19 protein-coding genes are annotated in these 19860 nt (G+C 54.3%); 11 read left to right on the top strand and 8 right to left on the bottom strand.

Annotated features, from left to right (window positions below):
* Positions 1-52: 52 nt before the first annotated feature.
* A complete protein-coding gene (locus tag KGP16_RS10910; RefSeq protein ID WP_094982282.1) occupies positions 53-694 on the top strand; it encodes a LuxR C-terminal-related transcriptional regulator in 642 nt (213 codons plus the stop codon).
* Between the two features lie 3 nt (positions 695-697).
* Here KGP16_RS10910 and KGP16_RS10905 read toward each other — a convergent pair whose 3' ends face one another.
* On the bottom strand, positions 698-1756 hold the full coding sequence (locus KGP16_RS10905) for an AI-2E family transporter (protein ID WP_021804726.1): 1059 nt from the start codon (positions 1754-1756) through the stop codon (positions 698-700).
* Between the two features lie 426 nt (positions 1757-2182).
* Here KGP16_RS10905 and KGP16_RS10900 point away from each other — a divergent pair, with 426 nt between their 5' ends.
* Both KGP16_RS10900 and KGP16_RS10895 read left to right on the top strand, forming a co-directional pair.
* Positions 2183-2737 carry a cytochrome b gene (locus KGP16_RS10900; protein WP_223501325.1) on the top strand — a complete coding sequence of 185 codons (555 nt, stop codon included), beginning with the start codon at positions 2183-2185 and terminating at the stop codon, positions 2735-2737.
* Positions 2738-2763: 26 nt separating this feature from the next.
* Complete coding sequence (locus KGP16_RS10895) at positions 2764-3342, top strand: YceI family protein (protein WP_021804728.1); 579 nt, start codon at positions 2764-2766, stop codon at positions 3340-3342.
* A 71-nt stretch (positions 3343-3413) separates the two neighbouring features.
* Here KGP16_RS10895 and KGP16_RS10890 read toward each other — a convergent pair whose 3' ends face one another.
* On the bottom strand, positions 3414-4466 hold the full coding sequence (locus KGP16_RS10890; protein ID WP_021804729.1) for a rhodanese-related sulfurtransferase: 1053 nt from the start codon (positions 4464-4466) through the stop codon (positions 3414-3416).
* A 208-nt stretch (positions 4467-4674) separates the two neighbouring features.
* Here KGP16_RS10890 and KGP16_RS10885 point away from each other — a divergent pair, with 208 nt between their 5' ends.
* Positions 4675-5772 (top strand): NADH:flavin oxidoreductase/NADH oxidase, encoded by a 1098-nt coding sequence (locus KGP16_RS10885; protein ID WP_021804730.1) that lies wholly within the window; start codon positions 4675-4677, stop codon positions 5770-5772.
* A gap of 19 nt (positions 5773-5791) precedes the next feature.
* On the opposite strand, the gene KGP16_RS10880 is transcribed toward KGP16_RS10885, so the two are convergent.
* Positions 5792-5953, bottom strand: coding sequence for a hypothetical protein (locus KGP16_RS10880; protein ID WP_021804731.1), 162 nt, complete (start codon positions 5951-5953; stop codon positions 5792-5794).
* Positions 5954-6280: 327 nt separating this feature from the next.
* On the opposite strand from KGP16_RS10880, the gene KGP16_RS10875 reads away from it, so the two are divergent.
* The 4 genes from KGP16_RS10875 (at position 6281) to KGP16_RS10860 (ending at position 10999) form a co-directional block, all read left to right on the top strand.
* Positions 6281-7201, top strand: a complete 921-nt coding sequence (locus tag KGP16_RS10875) for a Kdo(2)-lipid IV(A) acyltransferase (protein WP_024486561.1) — start codon at positions 6281-6283, stop codon at positions 7199-7201.
* A 59-nt stretch (positions 7202-7260) separates the two neighbouring features.
* Positions 7261-7545, top strand: a complete 285-nt coding sequence (locus tag KGP16_RS10870; RefSeq protein ID WP_021804733.1) for a YciI family protein — start codon at positions 7261-7263, stop codon at positions 7543-7545.
* A gap of 187 nt (positions 7546-7732) precedes the next feature.
* On the top strand, positions 7733-8968 hold the full coding sequence (gene mdtG, locus KGP16_RS10865; protein ID WP_209522166.1) for a multidrug efflux MFS transporter MdtG: 1236 nt from the start codon (positions 7733-7735) through the stop codon (positions 8966-8968).
* 477 nt (positions 8969-9445) lie between these two features.
* Positions 9446-10999 (top strand): peptide MFS transporter, encoded by a 1554-nt coding sequence (locus tag KGP16_RS10860; RefSeq protein ID WP_037374874.1) that lies wholly within the window; start codon positions 9446-9448, stop codon positions 10997-10999.
* Positions 11000-11046: 47 nt separating this feature from the next.
* On the opposite strand, the gene KGP16_RS10855 is transcribed toward KGP16_RS10860, so the two are convergent.
* Positions 11047-11445 (bottom strand): VOC family protein, encoded by a 399-nt coding sequence (locus KGP16_RS10855; RefSeq protein WP_037374876.1) that lies wholly within the window; start codon positions 11443-11445, stop codon positions 11047-11049.
* A 132-nt stretch (positions 11446-11577) separates the two neighbouring features.
* Here KGP16_RS10855 and KGP16_RS10850 point away from each other — a divergent pair, with 132 nt between their 5' ends.
* Entirely contained in the window at positions 11578-12378 is an 801-nt protein-coding gene (locus KGP16_RS10850; protein WP_223499277.1) for a helix-turn-helix transcriptional regulator, read from the top strand.
* On the opposite strand, the gene leuA is transcribed toward KGP16_RS10850, so the two are convergent.
* On the bottom strand, positions 12350-14017 hold the full coding sequence (gene leuA, locus KGP16_RS10845; RefSeq protein ID WP_223501324.1) for a 2-isopropylmalate synthase: 1668 nt from the start codon (positions 14015-14017) through the stop codon (positions 12350-12352). The two genes, KGP16_RS10850 and leuA, sit on opposite strands and share 29 nt — an antisense overlap.
* A 175-nt stretch (positions 14018-14192) precedes the next feature.
* Here leuA and KGP16_RS10840 point away from each other — a divergent pair, with 175 nt between their 5' ends.
* The gene (locus tag KGP16_RS10840) at positions 14193-14570 is read left to right on the top strand and encodes a MysB family protein (protein WP_021804739.1); all 378 of its coding nucleotides are present in this window, start codon (positions 14193-14195) and stop codon (positions 14568-14570) included.
* A gap of 98 nt (positions 14571-14668) precedes the next feature.
* On the top strand, positions 14669-15217 hold the full coding sequence (locus KGP16_RS10835) for a GNAT family N-acetyltransferase (RefSeq protein ID WP_223501322.1): 549 nt from the start codon (positions 14669-14671) through the stop codon (positions 15215-15217).
* A 3-nt stretch (positions 15218-15220) separates the two neighbouring features.
* On the opposite strand, the gene KGP16_RS10830 is transcribed toward KGP16_RS10835, so the two are convergent.
* From KGP16_RS10830 to KGP16_RS10820, 3 genes are all read right to left on the bottom strand, one after another.
* The gene (locus KGP16_RS10830; RefSeq protein WP_021804741.1) at positions 15221-15460 is read right to left on the bottom strand and encodes a YceK/YidQ family lipoprotein; all 240 of its coding nucleotides are present in this window, start codon (positions 15458-15460) and stop codon (positions 15221-15223) included.
* An 81-nt stretch (positions 15461-15541) separates the two neighbouring features.
* Positions 15542-18103 carry a glucans biosynthesis glucosyltransferase MdoH gene (gene mdoH / locus KGP16_RS10825; RefSeq protein ID WP_037374880.1) on the bottom strand — a complete coding sequence of 854 codons (2562 nt, stop codon included), beginning with the start codon at positions 18101-18103 and terminating at the stop codon, positions 15542-15544.
* The gene (locus tag KGP16_RS10820) at positions 18096-19664 is read right to left on the bottom strand and encodes a glucan biosynthesis protein G (protein ID WP_081050633.1); all 1569 of its coding nucleotides are present in this window, start codon (positions 19662-19664) and stop codon (positions 18096-18098) included. The genes mdoH and KGP16_RS10820 overlap by 8 nt, the downstream gene beginning before the upstream one ends.
* Between the last annotated feature and the right edge of the window lie 196 nt (positions 19665-19860).

The raw sequence follows: 19860 nt of genomic DNA, 5'->3' as shown, positions 1-19860 counted from the left end.
ATTTTACATAATTAGGCTCTAGCCGTTTTGTATCTTCAACAAGGACGTCACTATGAAACTACTCGTTGTGGACGAATGCTGTTTCACTCGTATTGGGATCGCCAACCACTTTACTGACAACGTGTTTGCGTCAGTAAACTGCTGCCCAGACATCGACACCGCGCTTCCTCTACTGGCCAGTTTCAAACCCAGCCATATTTTGGTGAATCTGTCCAACTACTGCCGCTGCACAACAGACAATCAACTGCTTTCAGCGTTTATCACGGCGGCCTGGCGTGCAACGGTATATATTTATCTGGATGCTCCTTATCCCTACAGTGAAAGCCCGCTGCGTATTGCCAGCAATACTTTTTTATTCAACAAAACCGTGCTACCCATTGCGCTAAAAACGCTAAGTAAAAGCCCAAGTGAGCTAATGAAGGATGAAGAGGCTCATTCGCTTTTCAGCCCGCAAGAATTGACGGTAATGCGCTATTGGATGTCCGAAATGCCGAATTATCGCATCGCCAAAAAATTACAGATCAGCGCCCATACGGTGTACGTGCATAAACGCCATATCACCGAGAAAATCAACGTGCGTAACCGGCTTGAATTTTATTCACTGTATAACATACTGCGTTATTTCTATCCGCCAGAACCCACCACCTTTAAGCCGGTGGGTTCGGCTTCGTTAGAACTACAGGCCGCCGTTTAAGCTTCATTTCGGCGTGATTTCGTTTATCTGGCGCCCATCACCGAGGAGCATGGCCACCTTGCGTCCTCCGTCCATAGTTTCCAACGTGATGCGCGCGATAATGGTCAAGGGGACCGAAAGCAACATCCCCACGGGCCCCATCAGCCAGCCCCAGAAGATCAGGGAAAGGAACACCACCAACGTAGAAAGCCCCAACCCACGGCCCATGATACGCGGTTCCAGCATATTACCGATGATCAGGTTGATCAGGATATAACCCGCAGCCACCACGGCCGCATCGGCAAAGCCGTTAAACAGCAAAGCCTGGATCAGCGGCGGAATAGCGGCAATGATCGAACCAATATTGGGCACATAGTTGAACATGAACGCCATCATGCCCCAGATAAAGGCAAAACGAACGCCAACCCAGCTCAAAAAGCCCCAGACGATCAGACCTGTGGCCAGGCTGATGGCGGTCTTGATCACCAGATAGTGCGTGACCCCTTGCAAGGCCCTGCGGATAGTGGCCATCCCTTCGGTGGGATTATCCAGCGCCTGCTGCAGCTTAAAGGGCAAGACCTTCACCTCAAACAGCATAAAGACCACCGTCATCAATAACAGGAAGATGCTGGTCATCGCGCCGGAAAGTTGCCCTAGCAGGCGGGTCACCAGGTTCATGGTGGCGCCAGGATCGACATATTTGACCACCGCATCTGCCGAGAAGGTAATATCCAGATTGAAGCGTTGCGCCTGGTATTGCAGTTCACTCAACTTCTCCAGCATCATGCCCCGATACTGCGGCAAGGAGCGAGCAAACTCATTTAATGAAGCCCCCAGCATACCAATCAAGGTCAGCAGCAGCACGACGATGGCAACCACCAACAGCGTCACCCCCAGCGCTCTGGGCACCCGGAAGCGTTCCAGTAGCAGCACCAGCGGGTTTAACACGATGGCCAAGAACACCGCCAGCAGGAATGGCACCACAATATCTGCCGCCGCCTTTATGCCAGCCAGGATCACCACCAGCATGGCCAGCATCATGATCAAACGTAGCTTGCGGTCATTAAACTCGGGTATGCCCATGAAAGTTCCTTGTGTGATACAGGCCCGCCAGGCCATTGATAAATACATGTTAGCAAATTATTCCTTGCTGTCGCAGGCATATCATCCTCAAGTTGCTGAAGGAATTAAATTAATCTTGGTCGACAGGGTGAACAAATAATCGTCGCTAGTCGTTATTCAATTATTTGCCAAGGTTTTTGGTGGTATTTACGAAAAATGACAAAAGCTGACAATGAAGAATAAAGTCGATAGATTTCAATTGGCCAGCATTTCCCCAACATCGCCAAAAAACACCCTCTCCAACGATTCCTTTGACCAACTTGCCACAACTCAAACAAATCTACTGATTAATATTTTTATGATGTTACTTAGTTAAATTTATTATTGATTTATGTTTCTTAAAGTTTAAGTATTGCTGTCGGTAAATGAGTTTTGTAAGGAAAACTGATGCTCTGGAAAAATACCGCCGACCGCTTTGGTCACGTTTCTGTACTGATCCACTGGCTGGTGGCGCTGACCGTTTACGGCATGTTCGCCCTCGGATTATGGATGGTGACGCTGGGCTACTACGACGTTTGGTATCACCAGGCGCCGGAGATCCACAAAAGTATTGGCACGCTGCTATTTATCGTCATGGTGGTACGAGTGGTTTGGCGTTTTATCTCGCCGCCGCCCAAGCCCCTGGCAAGTTATTGCCGTCTTACGCATATCAGTGCCGTGCTCGCACATATCGCACTTTATACCGTGCTGTTCGCCATCCTGATCAGCGGCTACCTGATCTCGACCGCCGATGGTCAGGCAATCAGCGTATTTGGCTGGTTTGACGTACCGGCCAGCGTGACCGGTTTGCCACAGCAGGCCGACACCGCCGGGACTATCCACCTTTATCTGGCTTGGGCCGTCGTCGTGCTTTCAGTACTGCACGCCCTGGCCGCGCTTAAACATCACTTTATTGATGGTGATGTGACTTTGAAACGGATGCTGGGACGCAGCACCGATTAACCCTTTGGATTTATGGAGATATTGCTATGTTGAAGAAAACCGTATTAGGCTTGGCCGCGGGTGCCCTGCTGTTAAACGCCGGTTCCGCTCTGGCTGCCAACTATAAAATCGACAAACAAGGCCAGCACGCCTTTATCGAATTCCGCATCCAGCACCTGGGCTACAGCTGGATTTATGGCTCTTTCAAAGATTTTGACGGTGGCTTCACCTTCGATGAAAAAGACCCTGCTAACGATAAAGTCAACGTAACCATCAACACAGCCAGCGTAGACACCAACCACGCCGAGCGTGACAAACACCTGCGCAGCGCCGATTTCTTGAACGTCGAAAAGAACAAGCAGGCTACCTTTACCTCTACCGAAGTGAAAAAAGACGGTGAAGGTTATGCCGTAGTCGGCAACCTGACGTTGAACGGCGTGACCAAGCCGGTCACGCTGGCAGCCAAACTGGTCGGCGAAGGTAAAGATCCTTGGGGCGGTTACCGCGCCGGTTTCGAAGCCAACGGTAAAATCAAGCTGAAAGACTTTGGCATCACCACCGACCTCGGCCCGGCTTCCCAGGAAGTTGAGCTGATCATCTCGGTCGAAGGCGTTCGCGAGAAGTAATACATTCTTTATACAACAAGGGCGCTGAATTTCAGCGCCCTTATTTCTATTTCTATCCTACGCGCAACACCCTACTCTTTCGGTTCTGGGATATGCATGGTGGTTTGCAACAGCCCTTTGGACTTATTGAAGATTTTTACGCCATTCTCGCGGCCAGCCCGGCGGGCTCGCTGTTCTTCACGCGGTAATTTCAGCTCTTCACGGCAGGTCTCGCTGCAGCAGCCAGCAAACTTCTCGGCACAGCTTGGGCACTGGATAAACAGCAGATGGCAGCCGTCGTTCAGGCAGTTGGTGTGAGTATCACATGGCGCACCGCACTGATGGCAGTTGGCGATCACGTCCTCTGAGATACGTTCCCCCATGCGCTCGTCAAACACAAAGTTCTTGCCGATGAACTTCAGTGGCAACCCCTTCGCCTTCGCCTGGCGGGCATACTCGATAATACCGCCTTCCACGTGATAGACGTTTTTGAAGCCATTATGCAGCATATAGGCGCTGGCTTTCTCACAACGGATCCCACCGGTACAGTACATGACAATATTTTTGTCTTTCTGCTCCTGTAGCATCTCCACCGCCATCGGTAGCTGATCGCGGAACGTGTCGGAAGGCACTTCGATCGCCTTCTCAAAGTGCCCGACCTCGTACTCATAGTGGTTGCGCATATCGACGAACACCGTATTCGGATCGTCGATCATCTGGTTAACGCGATCGGCCTGCAGATACTCACCCACATTGGCAGGGTTGAAGGTCTCATCTTCAATCCCATCGGCCACAATACGTTCACGCACTTTCAGACGCAGTACCCAGAAGGATTTGCCATCGTCTTCCAGCGCAATATTCAGGCGCACCTGGTCCAGAGCCGGGTGCGAAGCAAACAACACGGTTTTGAACGCGTCAAAGTGACTCTGCGGCACGCTGATCTGCGCATTGATGCCCTCTTTGGCCACGTAGATACGGCCAAACACCTTCAGCTTATCGAACTGAATATACAGGCTATCGCGAAATGCCTTGGGGTCGTCAATGGTGAAATATTTATAAAAAGAAACTGTGGTGCGTGGCTCGGTTTCGGCCAGCATACGCGCCTTCAGTTCCTCATTAGAAATTCGGTTATGTAACACTGGCATGGTGTACTTTCCTGTCTTTCGGGAGGTGACTGATTAAGTGCCCACGGGCCGTTAGCCCGCGCGCGGCGCACATCATACCCGAAAATAGGCGGCAACACAGCATTAACCCGGCGGCAATGATTTCCGCACAAAGCTTGACGTTATTGGCAAATACCGATAAGCCTAGTGCAAGTTGTAGCAACGAATTTTGACGGACCATGAGGAAATTATGAGCCAGCTGTTTACTCCGATCACCCTGGGGCTACTGCGGTTGCCTAACCGTATCATTATCGCCCCCATGTGCCAGTACTCTGCCGACAACGGTAAAGCCACCGAATGGCATACGATGCACCTTGGCCATCTGTCCCTTTCCGGGGCGGGTTTGCTGATTGTGGAAGCCACTGCGGTATCACCAGAAGGACGTATTTCTCCGGGGGATCTGGGCCTGTGGGACGACGCTACCGAACAGGCACTTGCCGACGTGGTACAGGCGGTGAAAAAACACGCCACCATGCCTTTGGGGATCCAACTGGGACACGCTGGCCGCAAAGCTTCCTGCGCTCTTCCCTGGCAAGGTGGAGCCCAGTTGGCCAGGAGTGAGGGCGGTTGGCAAACGCTCTCTGCCTCTGCCCAGCCCTTTAACCCTCTGGATGAGGCTCCACAGGCCATGAGCCTGGAGCAAATTGAGCAGTTGAAGGCGCAATTTGTTGCAGCGGCACGGCGTGCCGACCGTCTCGGCTTCGATCTGATCGAACTGCACGGGGCACATGGTTACCTGTTGCACCAGTTCCTTTCGCCACTGGCCAATCAGCGCACCGATCAATACGGCGGATGTCTGCAAAATCGTATGCGATTGTTGCTGGAGATTTTCAGCGAGGTGCGGGCGGTGTTCCCCGCCAACAAAGCGCTTGGCGTGCGGATCTCCGCCAGTGACTGGGTTGAAGGCGGCTGGAACGAACAGCAGTCCGTTGAGCTGACCAGCGCTTTAAAGGAATTGGGCTGCGATTACATTCATATTTCCAGCGGCGGCCTGTCGCCGCAGCAAAAAATCCCGGTGGGGCCGAACTACCAGGTCCCCTTTGCCGAAACCATCAAACATAAAGTAGGGATACCAACCATCGCCGTGGGGTTGATCACCGAACCGGAGCAGGCAGAAGCGATCGTCGCCACCGGTCAGGCCGATATGGTCGCGCTAGCGCGCGGTATTCTCTATAACCCACGCTGGCCGTGGCACGCAGCCGCCAAACTGGGGGCCCAAGTGCAGGCTCCGCCGCAGTATTGGCGCTCAGAACCACACCGGGTGAAAGGATTGTTCAAAGACCATTAAAACGGCCTCAAGCGGGTGTCTAGCGCCCGCTTGACCATTCCGTTGCCCCAGAAATAACCGCCCCAGCCAGCAGTCCGCCCCCCGCTACGGCTAGCAAAGGGTTGTACTGCATATAGGCACCAAGACAGCCAAGTAACCCACCGCTCACCAATAGCCCAGCGCTTAACCATGATGTCAACATAGTTACCTCCTGAATCAATAAACGGATAAAACACTGCCTGACTTATAGGCCGATTCTTACTTCACTTGGCCAAAAAACCAACAACCGCACCTGATTTAGGCCTAAAAAGGGTGTTTTAATGCGGTGAGTTTTCCTGTTACATAAGAAAAATGTCACAATACGCTACTATAAACGGCAGAAAACCATCGCATAGACCGAGTCGTTCAAGCAACCCGTGGCCAGCAAAAAATTCTGATGGCGACCCACAACAAGACTTATGGCAACTCGACGTGCCTATGCATTTTATCTGTTATTACTGTTAAATGACTGCTTCTAAGCTGAGAACCTATGACGCAAGTTCCTTCTTTCAATCGATCTTTACTGCATCCACGCTACTGGCTTACCTGGTTTGGCATCGCCTTACTCTACCTGCTGGTCCTGCTGCCCTACCCAATCATTTATCGTTTGGGGACCGGATTAGGTCGCTTTTCAATGCGTTTCCTCAAACGCCGGCGAGCGATAACTGAGCGTAATCTGGAGCTGTGCTTTCCGGATATGCCGAGAGCCGAACGTGATGCGTTGATCGCCAAGAACTTCGAATCCGTGGGGATGGGGCTGTTTGAAACCGGCATGGCCTGGTTTTGGCCCAACTGGCGTATCGAGCGCTGGTTCAGCGTCAGCGGCCTGGAACACATTCAAAAGGCACGGGACAATCATCAAGGGGTGCTGCTGATCGGCCTGCACTTCCTGACGCTGGAGTTGGGTGCTCGTATCTTTGGCATCCACAATCCGGGGATCGGCGTCTACCGTCCACACGACAACAAGCTGATGGACTGGCTACAGACCTGGGGCCGTATGCGCTCGAACAAATCCATGCTGGATCGTAAAGACGTCAAAGGGATGATCCGCGCCCTGAAACAGGGTGAGATCATCTGGTACGCACCGGATCATGACTACGGCCCGCGCAGCAGCGTGTTTGCCCCGCTGTTTGCAGTGGAAAAAGCAGCGACCACCACCGGCAGCTATGTGTTGATACGCATGGGGAAACCGGCGATCATTCCCTTTACGCCACGCCGCCTGCCAGAAGGTAAAGGGTACGAACTCATCATGCAGCCAGCAGTGGAAAATTTCCCGCTGGATAACGAAGTCGAGGCTGCAGCCTTTATGAACAAGGTGGTAGAAAAAGAGATCCTGATGGCGCCGGATCAATATATGTGGCTACACCGCCGCTTCAAGACCCGCCCAGAAGGTGAGCCTTCTCTCTATTAATCGCTACGGGCCGAGATGGCCCGCATGATATTGTCGCTTTCCCAGCAACAGGAGCTTCTATGTATATCGTCAGCCTGACCTACCACCGCCCGATTGAAGAAGTAGAAGGCCATCTTGAAGGGCATATCGCCTGGTTGAAGCACCATTTTCAAGCTGGCAGCTTTATTGCCTCTGGCCGTAAGAACCCACGTACTGGCGGCGTGATCCTGGTAAAAGACATGGAGCGCTCCAAGCTGGATGCCATCCTGGCAGAAGATCCCTTCGTCGCCGTGGCCAATTATGAGGTGACAAACGTCGCTCTCACCACCACCAACGCCGGATTCGAAGCCTTGGCCGGTGTCTGAAACCCTCGTTCCCGCGTTGTCCTGCGCGGGAATAATTGTCATTCCCTGTTTTAAAACTTTATTTCATTTTCACGCAAAATCACACAGTTGCTCAATTGATAACCTGCGTTATTAGGCGCATACTTACCAGGCTAACTTTTTTTGCCTTGCGTAATCGCCAGGCATATCTTCCCCCGCACGGAAACCTATGGCTCCGGCAGCAGAACCTATCAATTGGCAACGTAACCTGTTCATCACCTGGCTGGGCTGCTTTCTGACCGGTGCGGCCTTTAGCCTGATCATGCCGTTCCTGCCGCTTTACGTTGAAGCTCTTGGTGTTACCGGCCATCAGTCGCTGAATATGTGGTCCGGATTGGTATTCAGTATCACTTTCCTGTTCTCCGCTATTGCCTCACCGTTCTGGGGCAGTCTCGCCGATCGCCGTGGGCGTAAGCTGATGTTGCTGCGTTCTGCGCTGGGAATGGGCATTGTAATGGTGCTGATGGGCATGGCGCAGAACATCTGGCAGTTTCTGGCACTGCGCGCGGTGCTGGGGCTGCTCGGCGGCTTTATTCCCAACGCCAATGCGCTGATTGCTACCCAGGTGCCGCGCCATCGCAGCGGCTGGGCGCTGGGCACTCTATCGACCGGCGGCGTCAGTGGCGCCCTGATTGGCCCATTGATTGGCGGTTTGCTGGCTGACCAATATGGCCTGCGCCCCGTGTTCTTCATCACCGCCACGGTGCTGTTTATCTGTTTCCTGCTGACGCTGTTCTGCGTACGGGAACAGTTCACTCCGGTACAGAAAAAAGACATGCTGCATGCGCGCCAGGTGTTTGCCTCGCTCAAAAGCCCCAAGCTGATCCTCAGCCTGTTTGTTACCACCATGATTATCCAGATCGCCACTGGCTCGATTGCCCCAATCCTCACGCTTTACGTGCGCGAGCTGGCGGGCAACATCAGTAATCTGGCATTTGTCAGCGGTTTGATCGCTTCGGTACCCGGCGTTGCCGCCTTGATGAGTGCGCCACGGCTGGGCAAACTGGGCGACAGGATCGGCCCAGAGCGGATCCTGGTGTTTATGCTGGTGATTTCCGTGCTGTTGCTGATCCCGATGGCCTTTGTCCAGACACCGTGGCAACTCGGCGTATTGCGCTTCCTGCTCGGCGCTGCCGATGGCGCACTGTTGCCTGCTGTGCAAACCTTACTCATCTACAACTGTACCAATCAGGTTGCCGGGCGAATATTCAGCTATAACCAATCTTTCCGAGATATCGGCAACGTTAGCGGCCCACTGCTCGGCGCTGCCATTTCTGCCAGCTATGGATTCCGCGCGGTATTCTGCATGACGGCGCTGGTGGTGCTATTTAACGCGTTCTATTCCTGGTGGTGTCTGCAGCGGCGGCCAGCCAGAACGCGTGAAGACACGTTGCAAGAAGAGTAATAGCGCTATTTATCGCCAGTTGTTCTGATAAATATTGCCCAAGCCCCGTTTCCCTTACTTTTACTATTGTTACCATCCCGCTTCATCCCGCCCCCAATCTCGAAGAATAATATTATTAACACCTTGTTTTTAGACACAAAAATCACAAGCAGAGCAATAAACCACCTGTCAATGAAAATAACGCCACAACCAACATAAAAACCAATAAAGTAGATGTTTGTCGACTTTTCGTCTAAAAAATGGGATACAGGTACTAGACAAAGCCACCATTCAGTTATCAAATGGTTAAATAATATCACGCCAGAAGTAACATTCTGACCAAGTGAATAAAATAGCCTGCAGGGTTTTCAAGCTTAATAGGCACTGCGGCTGAGGTTTTGTCAGGTAATCCGCATCAGCGGGATTACCTCACTTACAGACACAGACATACCACAGTATCTGCTGCCAGCGCGCAGCACATTATATTGGGAAGACTTTATGCAATCCTCTGTTAATCAGAAAGAAAGCCGGACGTTCCTCGGCCATCCATATCCTCTCGGCTCGCTGTTCTTCACTGAAATGTGGGAGCGCTTCTCGTTTTATGGCATTCGTCCGTTACTGATCCTGTTTATGGCCGCCACGGTTTATGACGGCGGCATGGGTTTGGCGCGCGAAAACGCCTCGGCGATCGTTGGTATCTTTGCTGGCAGTATGTACCTGGCGGCACTGCCGGGTGGCTGGTTAGCCGATAACTGGCTCGGCCAGCAAAAAGCCGTTTGGTACGGTTCGATTCTGATCGCTTTAGGCCACCTGTCGATTGCCCTGTCCGCTATTATGGGCAACGACCTGTTCTTCGTCGGCCTGATGTTTATCGTGCTCGGTTCCGGCCTGTTCAAAACCTGTATCTCGGTGATGGTCGGTACCCTGTACAAAAAAGGCGATGCACGCCGTGACGGTGGCTTCTCGCTGTTCTATATGGGTATCAACATGGGCTCCTTTATCGCCCCGCTGATTTCCGGCTGGCTGATCCGCTCACACGGTTGGCACTGGGGCTTTGGCATCGGTGGTATCGGGATGTTGGTGGCCTTGGTGATTTTCCGTGTGTTCGCAGTACCGGCCATGAAGCGCTATGACAGCGAAGTGGGTCTGGACTCAACCTGGAACAGCCCGGTTGCCAAGAAAAATGGCGTGGGTGCCTGGCTGATTGCGCTGGCCGTGGGCGTTGCCGCGATCGTGATTATGATCTCACAAGGTATCATCGTGATTAACCCGGTCGCCGTTGCCAGTATGCTGGTTTACGTCATCGCCGCCTCGGTCACGCTGTACTTTATCTACCTCTTCTTCTTTGCTGGTCTGAGCCGCAAAGAACGTGCGCGTCTGCTGGTCTGTTTTATCCTGCTGATCTCTGCCGCCTTCTTCTGGTCGGCCTTCGAACAGAAACCGACCTCGTTCAACCTGTTTGCTAACGATTACACCAACCGCATGATCGGCGACTTCGAGATCCCGGCGGTATGGTTCCAATCGATTAACGCACTGTTCATTATCCTGTTGGCGCCAATCTTCAGTTGGGCCTGGCCAGCTCTGGCCCGTAACAAAATCCGCCTGAGCAGCATCACCAAATTCGTGATTGGTATTCTGTTTGCCGCCGCAGGCTTTGGCCTGATGATGCTGGCCGCGCAACAAGTGTTGGGCAATGGCGGCGCTGGCGTGTCACCGATGTGGCTGGTGGGCAGTATCCTGATGCTGACGCTGGGTGAGCTTTGCCTGAGCCCGATTGGCCTGGCGACCATGACGCTTCTGGCACCGGATAGAATGCGTGGCCAGATGATGGGCCTGTGGTTCTGTGCCAGCGCGCTGGGCAACCTGGCCGCGGGCTTGATCGGTGGCCACGTGAAAGCGGATCAGTTGGACATGCTGCCAACCCTGTTCGCCCGCTGCTCTATTGCTCTGGTGATCTGTGCCGCCGTGCTTATCCTGCTGATCGTCCCGATCCGCCGCATGCTGGAAAACACCCAGGGCAAAAGCGGTGACAAACCGGTCACGCATGCCTGATAGACACTAAGTAATCAGCCTTTAGCCAGCGCAAAGCGCTGGCTTTTTTATGCCTGCCAGGCACGTGCTTGCAACACCACGCGATAACCATCCAAATCTTCAAACGTTTGTCCATGCACATCCCAATAAGGGTTGTAGGCCTGCACTCGTTCAAAACCACTGGCTAGCATCCGATCGCACCTTCTCTGCCAACATGTTATTTCCGGCACATAAAATACCAACAGGTTGTCCTGTGTCGGTGCGCGTCCAACCAGTACACCACGGTGATGAGTGAATTCCAGATGATAGGCATGGCGCGGATGGCCAAGCATAATGCCATCGAACCCCTGGTGATCTGCAAACTCACCCAGTTGTTCAAACCCGAGCCCCTGGCAATACATTTTGGCAATCGCGGCCAAATGATCGGTGGGCCGGGCGATCCGTAATACCGCGTTGGCAAGCTCCATATTTCCTCCCGTTGGCAAACAGCTAGCCTAAGCCGTTTCATGGCAAAACGGCGTACAGGAAATGCGCTTTGCGGTAGCGGCAATACATGGCATGCTGCAACAGACACGTCATCAGGATCCAGAGGAGAAACAATGCTGTTTAACGTCGATTTTCTCCCAGAGAATCAGTCTATCGTGCCATTTTCAAAGGACTATCAGGATGGTGATAGCGAACCGGATCACAGCCACAACTGCGCTCAACTGATCCATAGCCTTAGCGGTGTGGTACAGGTGAATACACACGTGGGCAGTTGGGTAGCCCCCCCAGGCCGTGGCGTTTGGTTACCGGCCAAAGTGGAACATAATCTGCGTTTTAGCGGTAACGTGGCGATACGCACGCTGTTCGTCGATCCCCTGGCCCGTGCCGATTTACCTGCTCAGTGCCAGGTTGTGCAGATTTCTCCCTTATTGCGTGAACTGATTATCAGCGCGATGGATATTCAGCCCGGCTACCGGCCCGGCGGACGAGAAGAACGTATTATGGAACTGATCCTCGATGAGTTGCGTATGCTGCCGATCCTGCCCCTACACCTTCCCGAGCCACGCGATGGCGTCTTATTGGCCCTGTGCCAGCACATTCAGCAATCTTTGGCGCTGCCTTGGGAGTTGGAGCTGGCGGCGCAGCACATCAACGTCAGTGGCCGTACGCTGTCCCGTCGCTTCCAACGTGAGACTGGCCTACGCTTTAGCGACTGGGTGCGTCGTGCCCGCCTGCTGGCGGCGCTCAACGCCCTGGCCGCCGGAAGATCGGTGCTGGAGGTGGCTTTGGATCTGGGCTATGACAGCCCCAGCGCATTTAGCGCCATGTTCCGCCGCCTGCTTGGCGTTTCCCCCAGCACCTATTTTGCCCAGGCTCAGCCAGCGATCACGGCAAACAGCGGCCAGCCACGTTGAACAGAGCCTGGAGCGAGGCACTGGCCGAGTCGGCGTCAATCCCTACGCCGTAAATTGCCTCCCCCCTTGCTGGGGTACAACGGATATAGGTTACTGCCCGGCTATGGCTCTGATGCCCCAGGGTGTGTTCATGGTAATCGTCGATAGCCAGCACCAGGCCAAAGCGCTGGCATAACGCATCTACCGCGCTGGACAACAGCCCATTACCGCTGCCTTGCAACTGCATGGGTTCCCCCGCCAGAGCCACCTGCGCCGTAAAGCTGTAAGCCGCCCTACCCTGGCTTTGCGTTTGATAGCTGAGCAGCTGTAAGCGCGGCTGTTCCACCAATCCGTAGCTGTTGCGGAACAGCCGCCAGATTTCCGCCACCGTCATCTCCTTGCCGCTTTCATCCGTGGCCTGTTGCACCACTTTGCTGAAATCGATCTGCAAGCCACGTGGCAAACGCAATCCATGATTCTGCTCCAGCAACCACGCGGCACCGCTTTTGCCAGACTGGCTGTTAACGCGGATCACCGCCTCATAGCTGCACCCCACGTCCGCCGGATCGAGCGGCAGATAAGGCACTTGCCATAACCCATCTTCACGCTGCTGTTGGGCGGCAAAGCCTTTCTTGATGGCGTCCTGATGCGAACCCGAGAACGCGGTAAACACCAACTCACCGGCATAAGGATGGCGCGGATGTACCGGTAACTGGTTGCACTGCTCCACCACTTCAACCACTTCCTTCAACCGGCTGAAGTCCAACCCTGGCGCGATGCCCTGGGTGTACAAATTGAGCGCTAACGTCACCAGATCGACATTGCCCGTGCGTTCGCCGTTGCCAAACAGGCAGCCTTCCACTCGGTCAGCCCCCGCCAGCATGGCCAACTCGGCGCAAGCAACACCGGTACCGCGATCGTTATGCGGATGCACGCTGATGGTCACCTGCTTCCGCTGGCTGAAGTGGCGACAGAACCATTCGATCTGGTCGGCATAAATGTTCGGGGTACTCACCTCCACGGTGGCCGGCAGGTTGATAATCATGGGCCGCAGGCGTTCAGGTTGCCACACGTCCGCCACCGCCTCACAGATTTGCAGGGCAAACTCCAGCTCGGTAAAGCAGAAAGTCTCTGGAGAGTACTCGAAGCACCAGTCGGTTTCCGGATGTCGATCGCACCATTGGCGAATACGGCGTGCGCCATTCACCGCCAGCGCCACGGTAGCGGCCTTGTCCTGCTTGAAAACGATATCGCGAAACATCGGGGCGGTGGCGTTATACAGATGCACGATGGCACGTGGAGCCCCTTGTAACGACTCCATCGTGCGATCGATCAGATCGTCTCGCGACTGCGTCAGCACCTGGATTGAGACGTCATCCGGGATCAGCCGTTGCTCGATCAAGTGACGCACAAAGTCAAAATCGGTTTGCGATGCGGAAGGAAAAGCCACCTCGATTTCCTTAAACCCGCAGGCCAGTAACAGTTGGTAGAACTGTAGCTTGCGAGCGTTATCCATCGGCTCGGCCAACGCCTGATTGCCGTCACGCAGATCGCTGGAACACCAGCGCGGTGCCTGCTGCTGGGTACGCCCCGGCCACTGACGATCGGGTAAATCGATGGCCGGGAACGGCCGGTACTTGCTTGCTGGGTTGGCTAACATCCTGATTCTCCTACAGACCAAAGGGTGTAGCCATTATTTCCTGCCCGTAGCCAGGCGTCTCCCGGCTGATGGACAATCATCGTCGCAAAACGGACAACAAAAAATTTGCATCCTGCGACGATGCGACAACAATTAATGCTGATGTTCCCCAAGATGATTGAAAAAGGAGATGAGCATGAGCCTGTATGCCACGCTGGAAGAAGCGATCGAAGCCGCTCGCGAAGAGTTTATCGAAACGGCGGAAGGCGGCGATGATGATGAGCCGCCGGTACCCCAACAGTTTAACCTGCAGAAATACATCATGCTGGATGGCGATACGATGTGGCAGGCCGAGTTTTTCGAAGAGGAAGGTGAGTCTGTCGAATGCATGACGATGCGCAGCGGTGCTGCCGCCCAGGCCATTTTTGACGGTGACTACGACGAAATTGAGATCCGCGCCGAGTGGATCAACGAAAATACGCTGCATGAGTGGGAGGAAGGGGATTTTCAGCTCGATCCTCCGCTGGATACTGAAGAAGGCCAGAGCGCTGCCGACGAATGGGATGAACGTTGAGCCAGTTGGGTGGGCGCCTGGTCGCCCACCCTCGCCTTGACGCCCCTGGCTACGCATTGCATGCTACTACATTCTCCCCCTTGACACAGGCAGGTATCATGCTCATCAGGCAAGCGGTTCCCAGTGATTATCCCGCAATTCTGGCGCTACAGGCGCAAAATACTCCAGAGCAACTTAGCCCCCAGCAGCGGCAACAGGGCTTTATCGTCTCGCAGATGAACGAAAAACAGCTGGCAAGTATCAACAGCGGCCTGGGTATTTTGATCGCTGTCGAAGAAGAACAGTTGGCTGGTTTTGTCTGCCTGATGCCAACCAACGCCCAACCCCGACCGCCCGTAGTGGATGCCATGCTGCACACGTTGGCCACACAGCGGTTTCAAAATCAGGCATTGGATCAACAACGGGTATTTCTGTACGGCCCGGTATGCCTGAGTGCCGATTGGCGGGGAAAAGGTGTGCTACGCCAGTTGTTTGCAGCGGTGAAAGCGCGAACTCAGCAGGATTTTGACGTTGGCGCGCTGTTTGTTAATGAGGATAACCCGCACTCGCTGGCCGCCCATGTCGCTGGCCTGGGAATGACGGCGTTGACCACTTTCGATTGCAATAACCAAAGCTATCAACTGGTGGTCTTCGCAACCAGAGGCTAGAACCTATTCGTAAGGACCGTGCTGAGCATCAAACGGCAGCATAAAGGTATCCACCACCAGCGAGAGCGGTACATCAATCACCATAACACTGCGCCAGGGAGTATCACGCAAATCCCATTGCACCCCTGGATAATATTGGTGCCCGTGGCCTGCACCAGGCACCGTACGGCTGATAATGCTACCGCAGCCAGATAATGTCGTCGCCATAGCGGCCAACAGTGCCAGACGGACTAGTGAAGCCATTTTCAACATCCAAACTTTTTTGAGATTGAAACGAAAAAGGGGAACACGCAGTGCGCATTCCCCTTTAATTAATACTAACCGTCAGCGTTGGCCGACGGGGTGAGCCAGTTCATTATGCGGTAATTGCCGATAATGTTCGCGCCAAGCCTCGCCCTGCGGCAGCAGCCAAATGCGCTGATGCAGGCGTGACAACGCCACCGGATCGCTTAGCAGCTCAAGGCGTTTGGCTTTCGCCAACTTCTCTGGCCCTACTTCCAGCGCCTCGTTCACCCGCTCTTCCCGCGTCCGATCGATAATGGCGCGCAGATGGTGACGAGCCGTTGCCAGCGCGGCAGCCAAGGCGTTGTAGGACGGGTCCACCGCAGCATGCATAAAACCGTTGCGCAAGGCACGCTGGCGATTAAGCTGCAGATAGGTGTCTGTGGCAACCAGCTCACGCGGCGGATCGTACTCTTCCGGGATCAGGAACAGCTTAGCTCGCTTGCTCTTGAGACCGAGCGTAGCGCGACTCGACAGCGCCGAAACAAACGGTGACAGGATCAGCGAGAAGACGATCGGTGACAGCCACCACAGGAAGTTCAGATCCAGCAATGCCATGCCGCCGCCCCAAACCAGCCCAAGCAACATTTGCGAACCGTGACGCTTGAAGGCTTCGCCCCAAGGGGTGTCATCATCATCACGCTGCGGCGAGTTCCACACCACTTCCCAGCCCAGGAAGGCGCTGACCACAAACACGGTATGGAACAGCATGCGCACCGGCGCCAACAGCACTGAGAACATCACTTCCATCAGCATGGAGATCAGCAGCCGGATCGGCCCGCCGTACTGCTTCGAGCCTTTTGCCCAGACCAGCACGATACTCAGCAACTTCGGTAAGAACAGCAGCACCATGGTGGTAGAGAACAGCGCAATCGCCAACTCTGGCTTCCACTGTGGCCACACCGGGAACAACTGCCGGGGTTGCAGGAAGTATTGTGGCTCCACCAGGGTATGTACTATCTGCAAGGCAGTGGACAGCGCCAGGAACATAAACCACAACGGTGCCGACAGGTAGGACATCACGCCTGTCAGGAACACTGCGCGGTGTACCGGGTGCATGCCTTTTACCAGGAACAGACGGAAGTTCATCAGGTTGCCATGACACCAGCGGCGGTCGCGTTTCAGCTCGTCCAGCAGGTTAGGCGGTAACTCTTCATAACTGCCTGGCAGATCGTAGGCGATCCACACGCCCCAGCCAGCACGACGCATCAGTGCGGCTTCCACAAAGTCATGGGAGAGGATGGAACCGGCAAACGAGCCCTCACCCGGCAACGGTGCCAACGCGCAGTGCTCGATAAAGGGTTTTACCCGGATGATGGCGTTATGACCCCAGTAATGGGATTCGCCCAACTGCCAGAAGTGCAGACCAGCGGTGAACAACGGGCCATAGAGGCGCGTGGCGAACTGCTGCACACGGGCATACAGCGTATCCATGCCTGAGGCTTTTGGCGCAGACTGGATGATACCGGCGTTCGGGTTGGCTTCCATCAAGCGCACCAGACCGGTGAGGCACTCGCCGCTCATCACGCTGTCCGCGTCCAGGATCACCATGTAGCTGTACTCACCGCCCCAACGACGGCAGAAGTCGTCGATGTTGCCGCTCTTGCGTTTCACACGACGGCGGCGACGGCGGTAGAAGATACGGCCGTGGCCCTCAACATCGCGGCACAACTCCATCCAGGCTTTCTGTTCGGCGACGCAGATATCGGGATCGTAACTGTCGCTCAGCACATAGATATCGAAATGCTCGAGCTGACCCGTCGCCTTCACCGACTCATAGGTTGCCCGTAACCCGGCAAAGACCCGTTCGACATCTTCGTTACAGATCGGCATGATCAACGCGGTACGGTGCGCTGGGTCGATCGGCTCATCACCTTTGATAGTCGAAGAAATGCTGTATTTATCTTTGCCAATCAGCAGTTGCAGGAACCCCATCAGCGCCGTCCAGAAACCGGCAGAGACCCAGCAGAACAGAATGGCAAACAGGATCAGAATACCGGTCTGCAAAAGATAAGGTAATATTTGCAACATCGACTGCATCAGATCCTGATCGAACATGGCGATAGGATCGATCAGCGCCCAGCCCTGATAAGGCAGGATGGTTTTCATGTACCAGGTAGCGATACCGGTTTGCACCAACATCAGGATCAACAGCACGTAACGGCGCATTGAACCGACAATACGCCAGCGGTTTTCCGCTTCGGCTTCTTCTTTGCTGGCATGACGATTGTGCGTCTTACGGCCCAGCAGAGTATCCCAGAAACGCCCCACCGGGTTGGTGCGCCAGGCTTCAGGGAACATGGTGGTCCGTTTTACCGGCGGCGTGGCTTTCAGAATGGTGCGCCCTTCCGGGTCACAATCAAAATCGTCATCATCGACAGCATCCGGCCAAGCCTGGCTGATGCGTGCCTTGACCGAGGCCAAGGCAATGTCATCGGCAGGCAGCGACGCCACATTGACATCAGCGGCTCCCATCTGCCGATGCAAAGCCTCCAGTGCCGGGGTATCACCCGCCATCACTTGTTGTTTGAGCACCCCTGACCGCTCATCGGTCAGGGGCATTGCCGCAAGATATTCCTGGGCAGTTTCAGTAGACTTATTCATTGGCAGGTAGCTGATAGCTCCAGGTTTCCGTCAAGGTCTTGTCACCGTTGACCAACGCAGCACGCATTTCTACCGGCTGTTTCTCGTCTTTCACTTTCAGACGCACCGTCAAACGCCAGCCTTTGGTGACCGGATTATAGCGAACGCTGTTTTCCACCATTTCGCCGTTGTCACCAATGCTGATCTGAGAAGCCACCGGCGTATCGGCATCCAGCGCTTTCAGTGCCGGGCCGACGAAGTCAACCAGGAAGGCCACGCTGCCGTCCGGCTCGCGGATCAGGTTTGACTGCTTCACATCACCGGTTGAACGCATGGTTTTACCCACGTAGCCGATATCCTGTGAATGCAGCTTCTCTTCGTCGCGGGTGAAGTACAGGCGGTAGTTCAAGGCCAACGGCGTTTTTGCATCAGGCAACACGTCCGGCGTCCAGAACGCCACGATGTTATCGTTGGTTTCATCCGCAGTTGGGATCTCTACCAGCTCAACCTTGCCTTTGCCCCAATCGCCGCGCGGCTCAACCCAGGCGCTTGGACGCAGATCGTAACGATCGTCCAGGTCCTGGTAATCACGGAAATCGCGGCCACGCTGCAGCAGACCAAAACCTTTCGGGTTTTCGATGCTGTAAGTGCTGACGGACAGGTGCTTAGGATTGTTCAGCGGACGCCAGATCCACTCGCCGTTACCAGCATGGATAGACAGACCGTTGGAGTCATGCAGCGCCGGGCGGTAATTCAGCGTTGGCGAAGGATTGCTCGGCCCGAACAGGAACATGCTGGTCAACGGTGCCATACCCAACTTGCCCACTTTGTCGCGCAGGAACACTTTGGACTGGACATCTACCGTGGTATCGCGGCCGGGGTAAACCACAAAACGATAAGCGCCGGTAGCACGTGGAGAATCCAGCAAGGCATAAATCACCAGGTGTTTGTCGCCCTGCTTAGGACGTTCGATCCAGAACTCGCGGAAACGCGGGAACTCTTCGCCAGATGGCAAGGCGGTATCAATCGCCAGCCCACGGGCAGAAAGCCCATAAACCTGCCCTTTACCCACTACGCGGAAATAGCTGGCGCCCAGCATACTCATGATTTCGTCGTTCTTATCCGCACTGTTGACCGGATAGAGCACTTTAAACCCGGCGAAACCGAGCTTCTTCACCGAGTCGGGATCGTGCTTGACGGGGCCAAAGTTGAAATAGTCCGGGCTGTATTTGATCTCTTTGACGCTGGTGGCCGTGACCTCATTGATGGTAACCGGCGTGTCGAAGTACATCCCTTGATGGTAGAACTCAAGCTTGAAAGGGGTTTTCAGCTTACTCCACACGGCTTTATCGTGATTGAACTGGATCTGCTGATAGTCCGCGAACTTCATATCGCGAAACTGAGAAGGAAGGTTGCTCTTCGGGGCTTCAAAGCCTTTTCCTGCCAGATCCTGTGCCTGTTTGGCCACATCGTCGATAGAAAAAGCCCAAGCCTGCGAACTCAACAACGTGCATAAAACGGTAGCACCTAACCAACGTACGCTCGTGGCGCGTGGTTTTTTTGATAATAGATTTACTAGCACATCCCCCCCTATTCGTGTGCTCAAAATATTCAAAATCCATATTAATGGATTATTCTGCTCGCCGACAACATGATAAACGTGTGCTGATGTTTACGGCCTAGAGTTTAAGCAGTTGTGCAGCGTAGCAAGCCGTGCTCCAAGACGCTATGGAAAAATGTCGGTCGCTATAGTAGGGTTTGAGTTTGCGATTACCCCA

The organism is Serratia sp. JSRIV006, from assembly GCF_019968685.1.
Taxonomy (GTDB): Bacteria; Pseudomonadota; Gammaproteobacteria; order Enterobacterales; family Enterobacteriaceae; genus Chania; species Chania fonticola_B.
The sequence above is the reverse complement of the archived record's forward strand: the minus strand, read 5'-3'. Positions and strand labels throughout refer to the sequence as shown.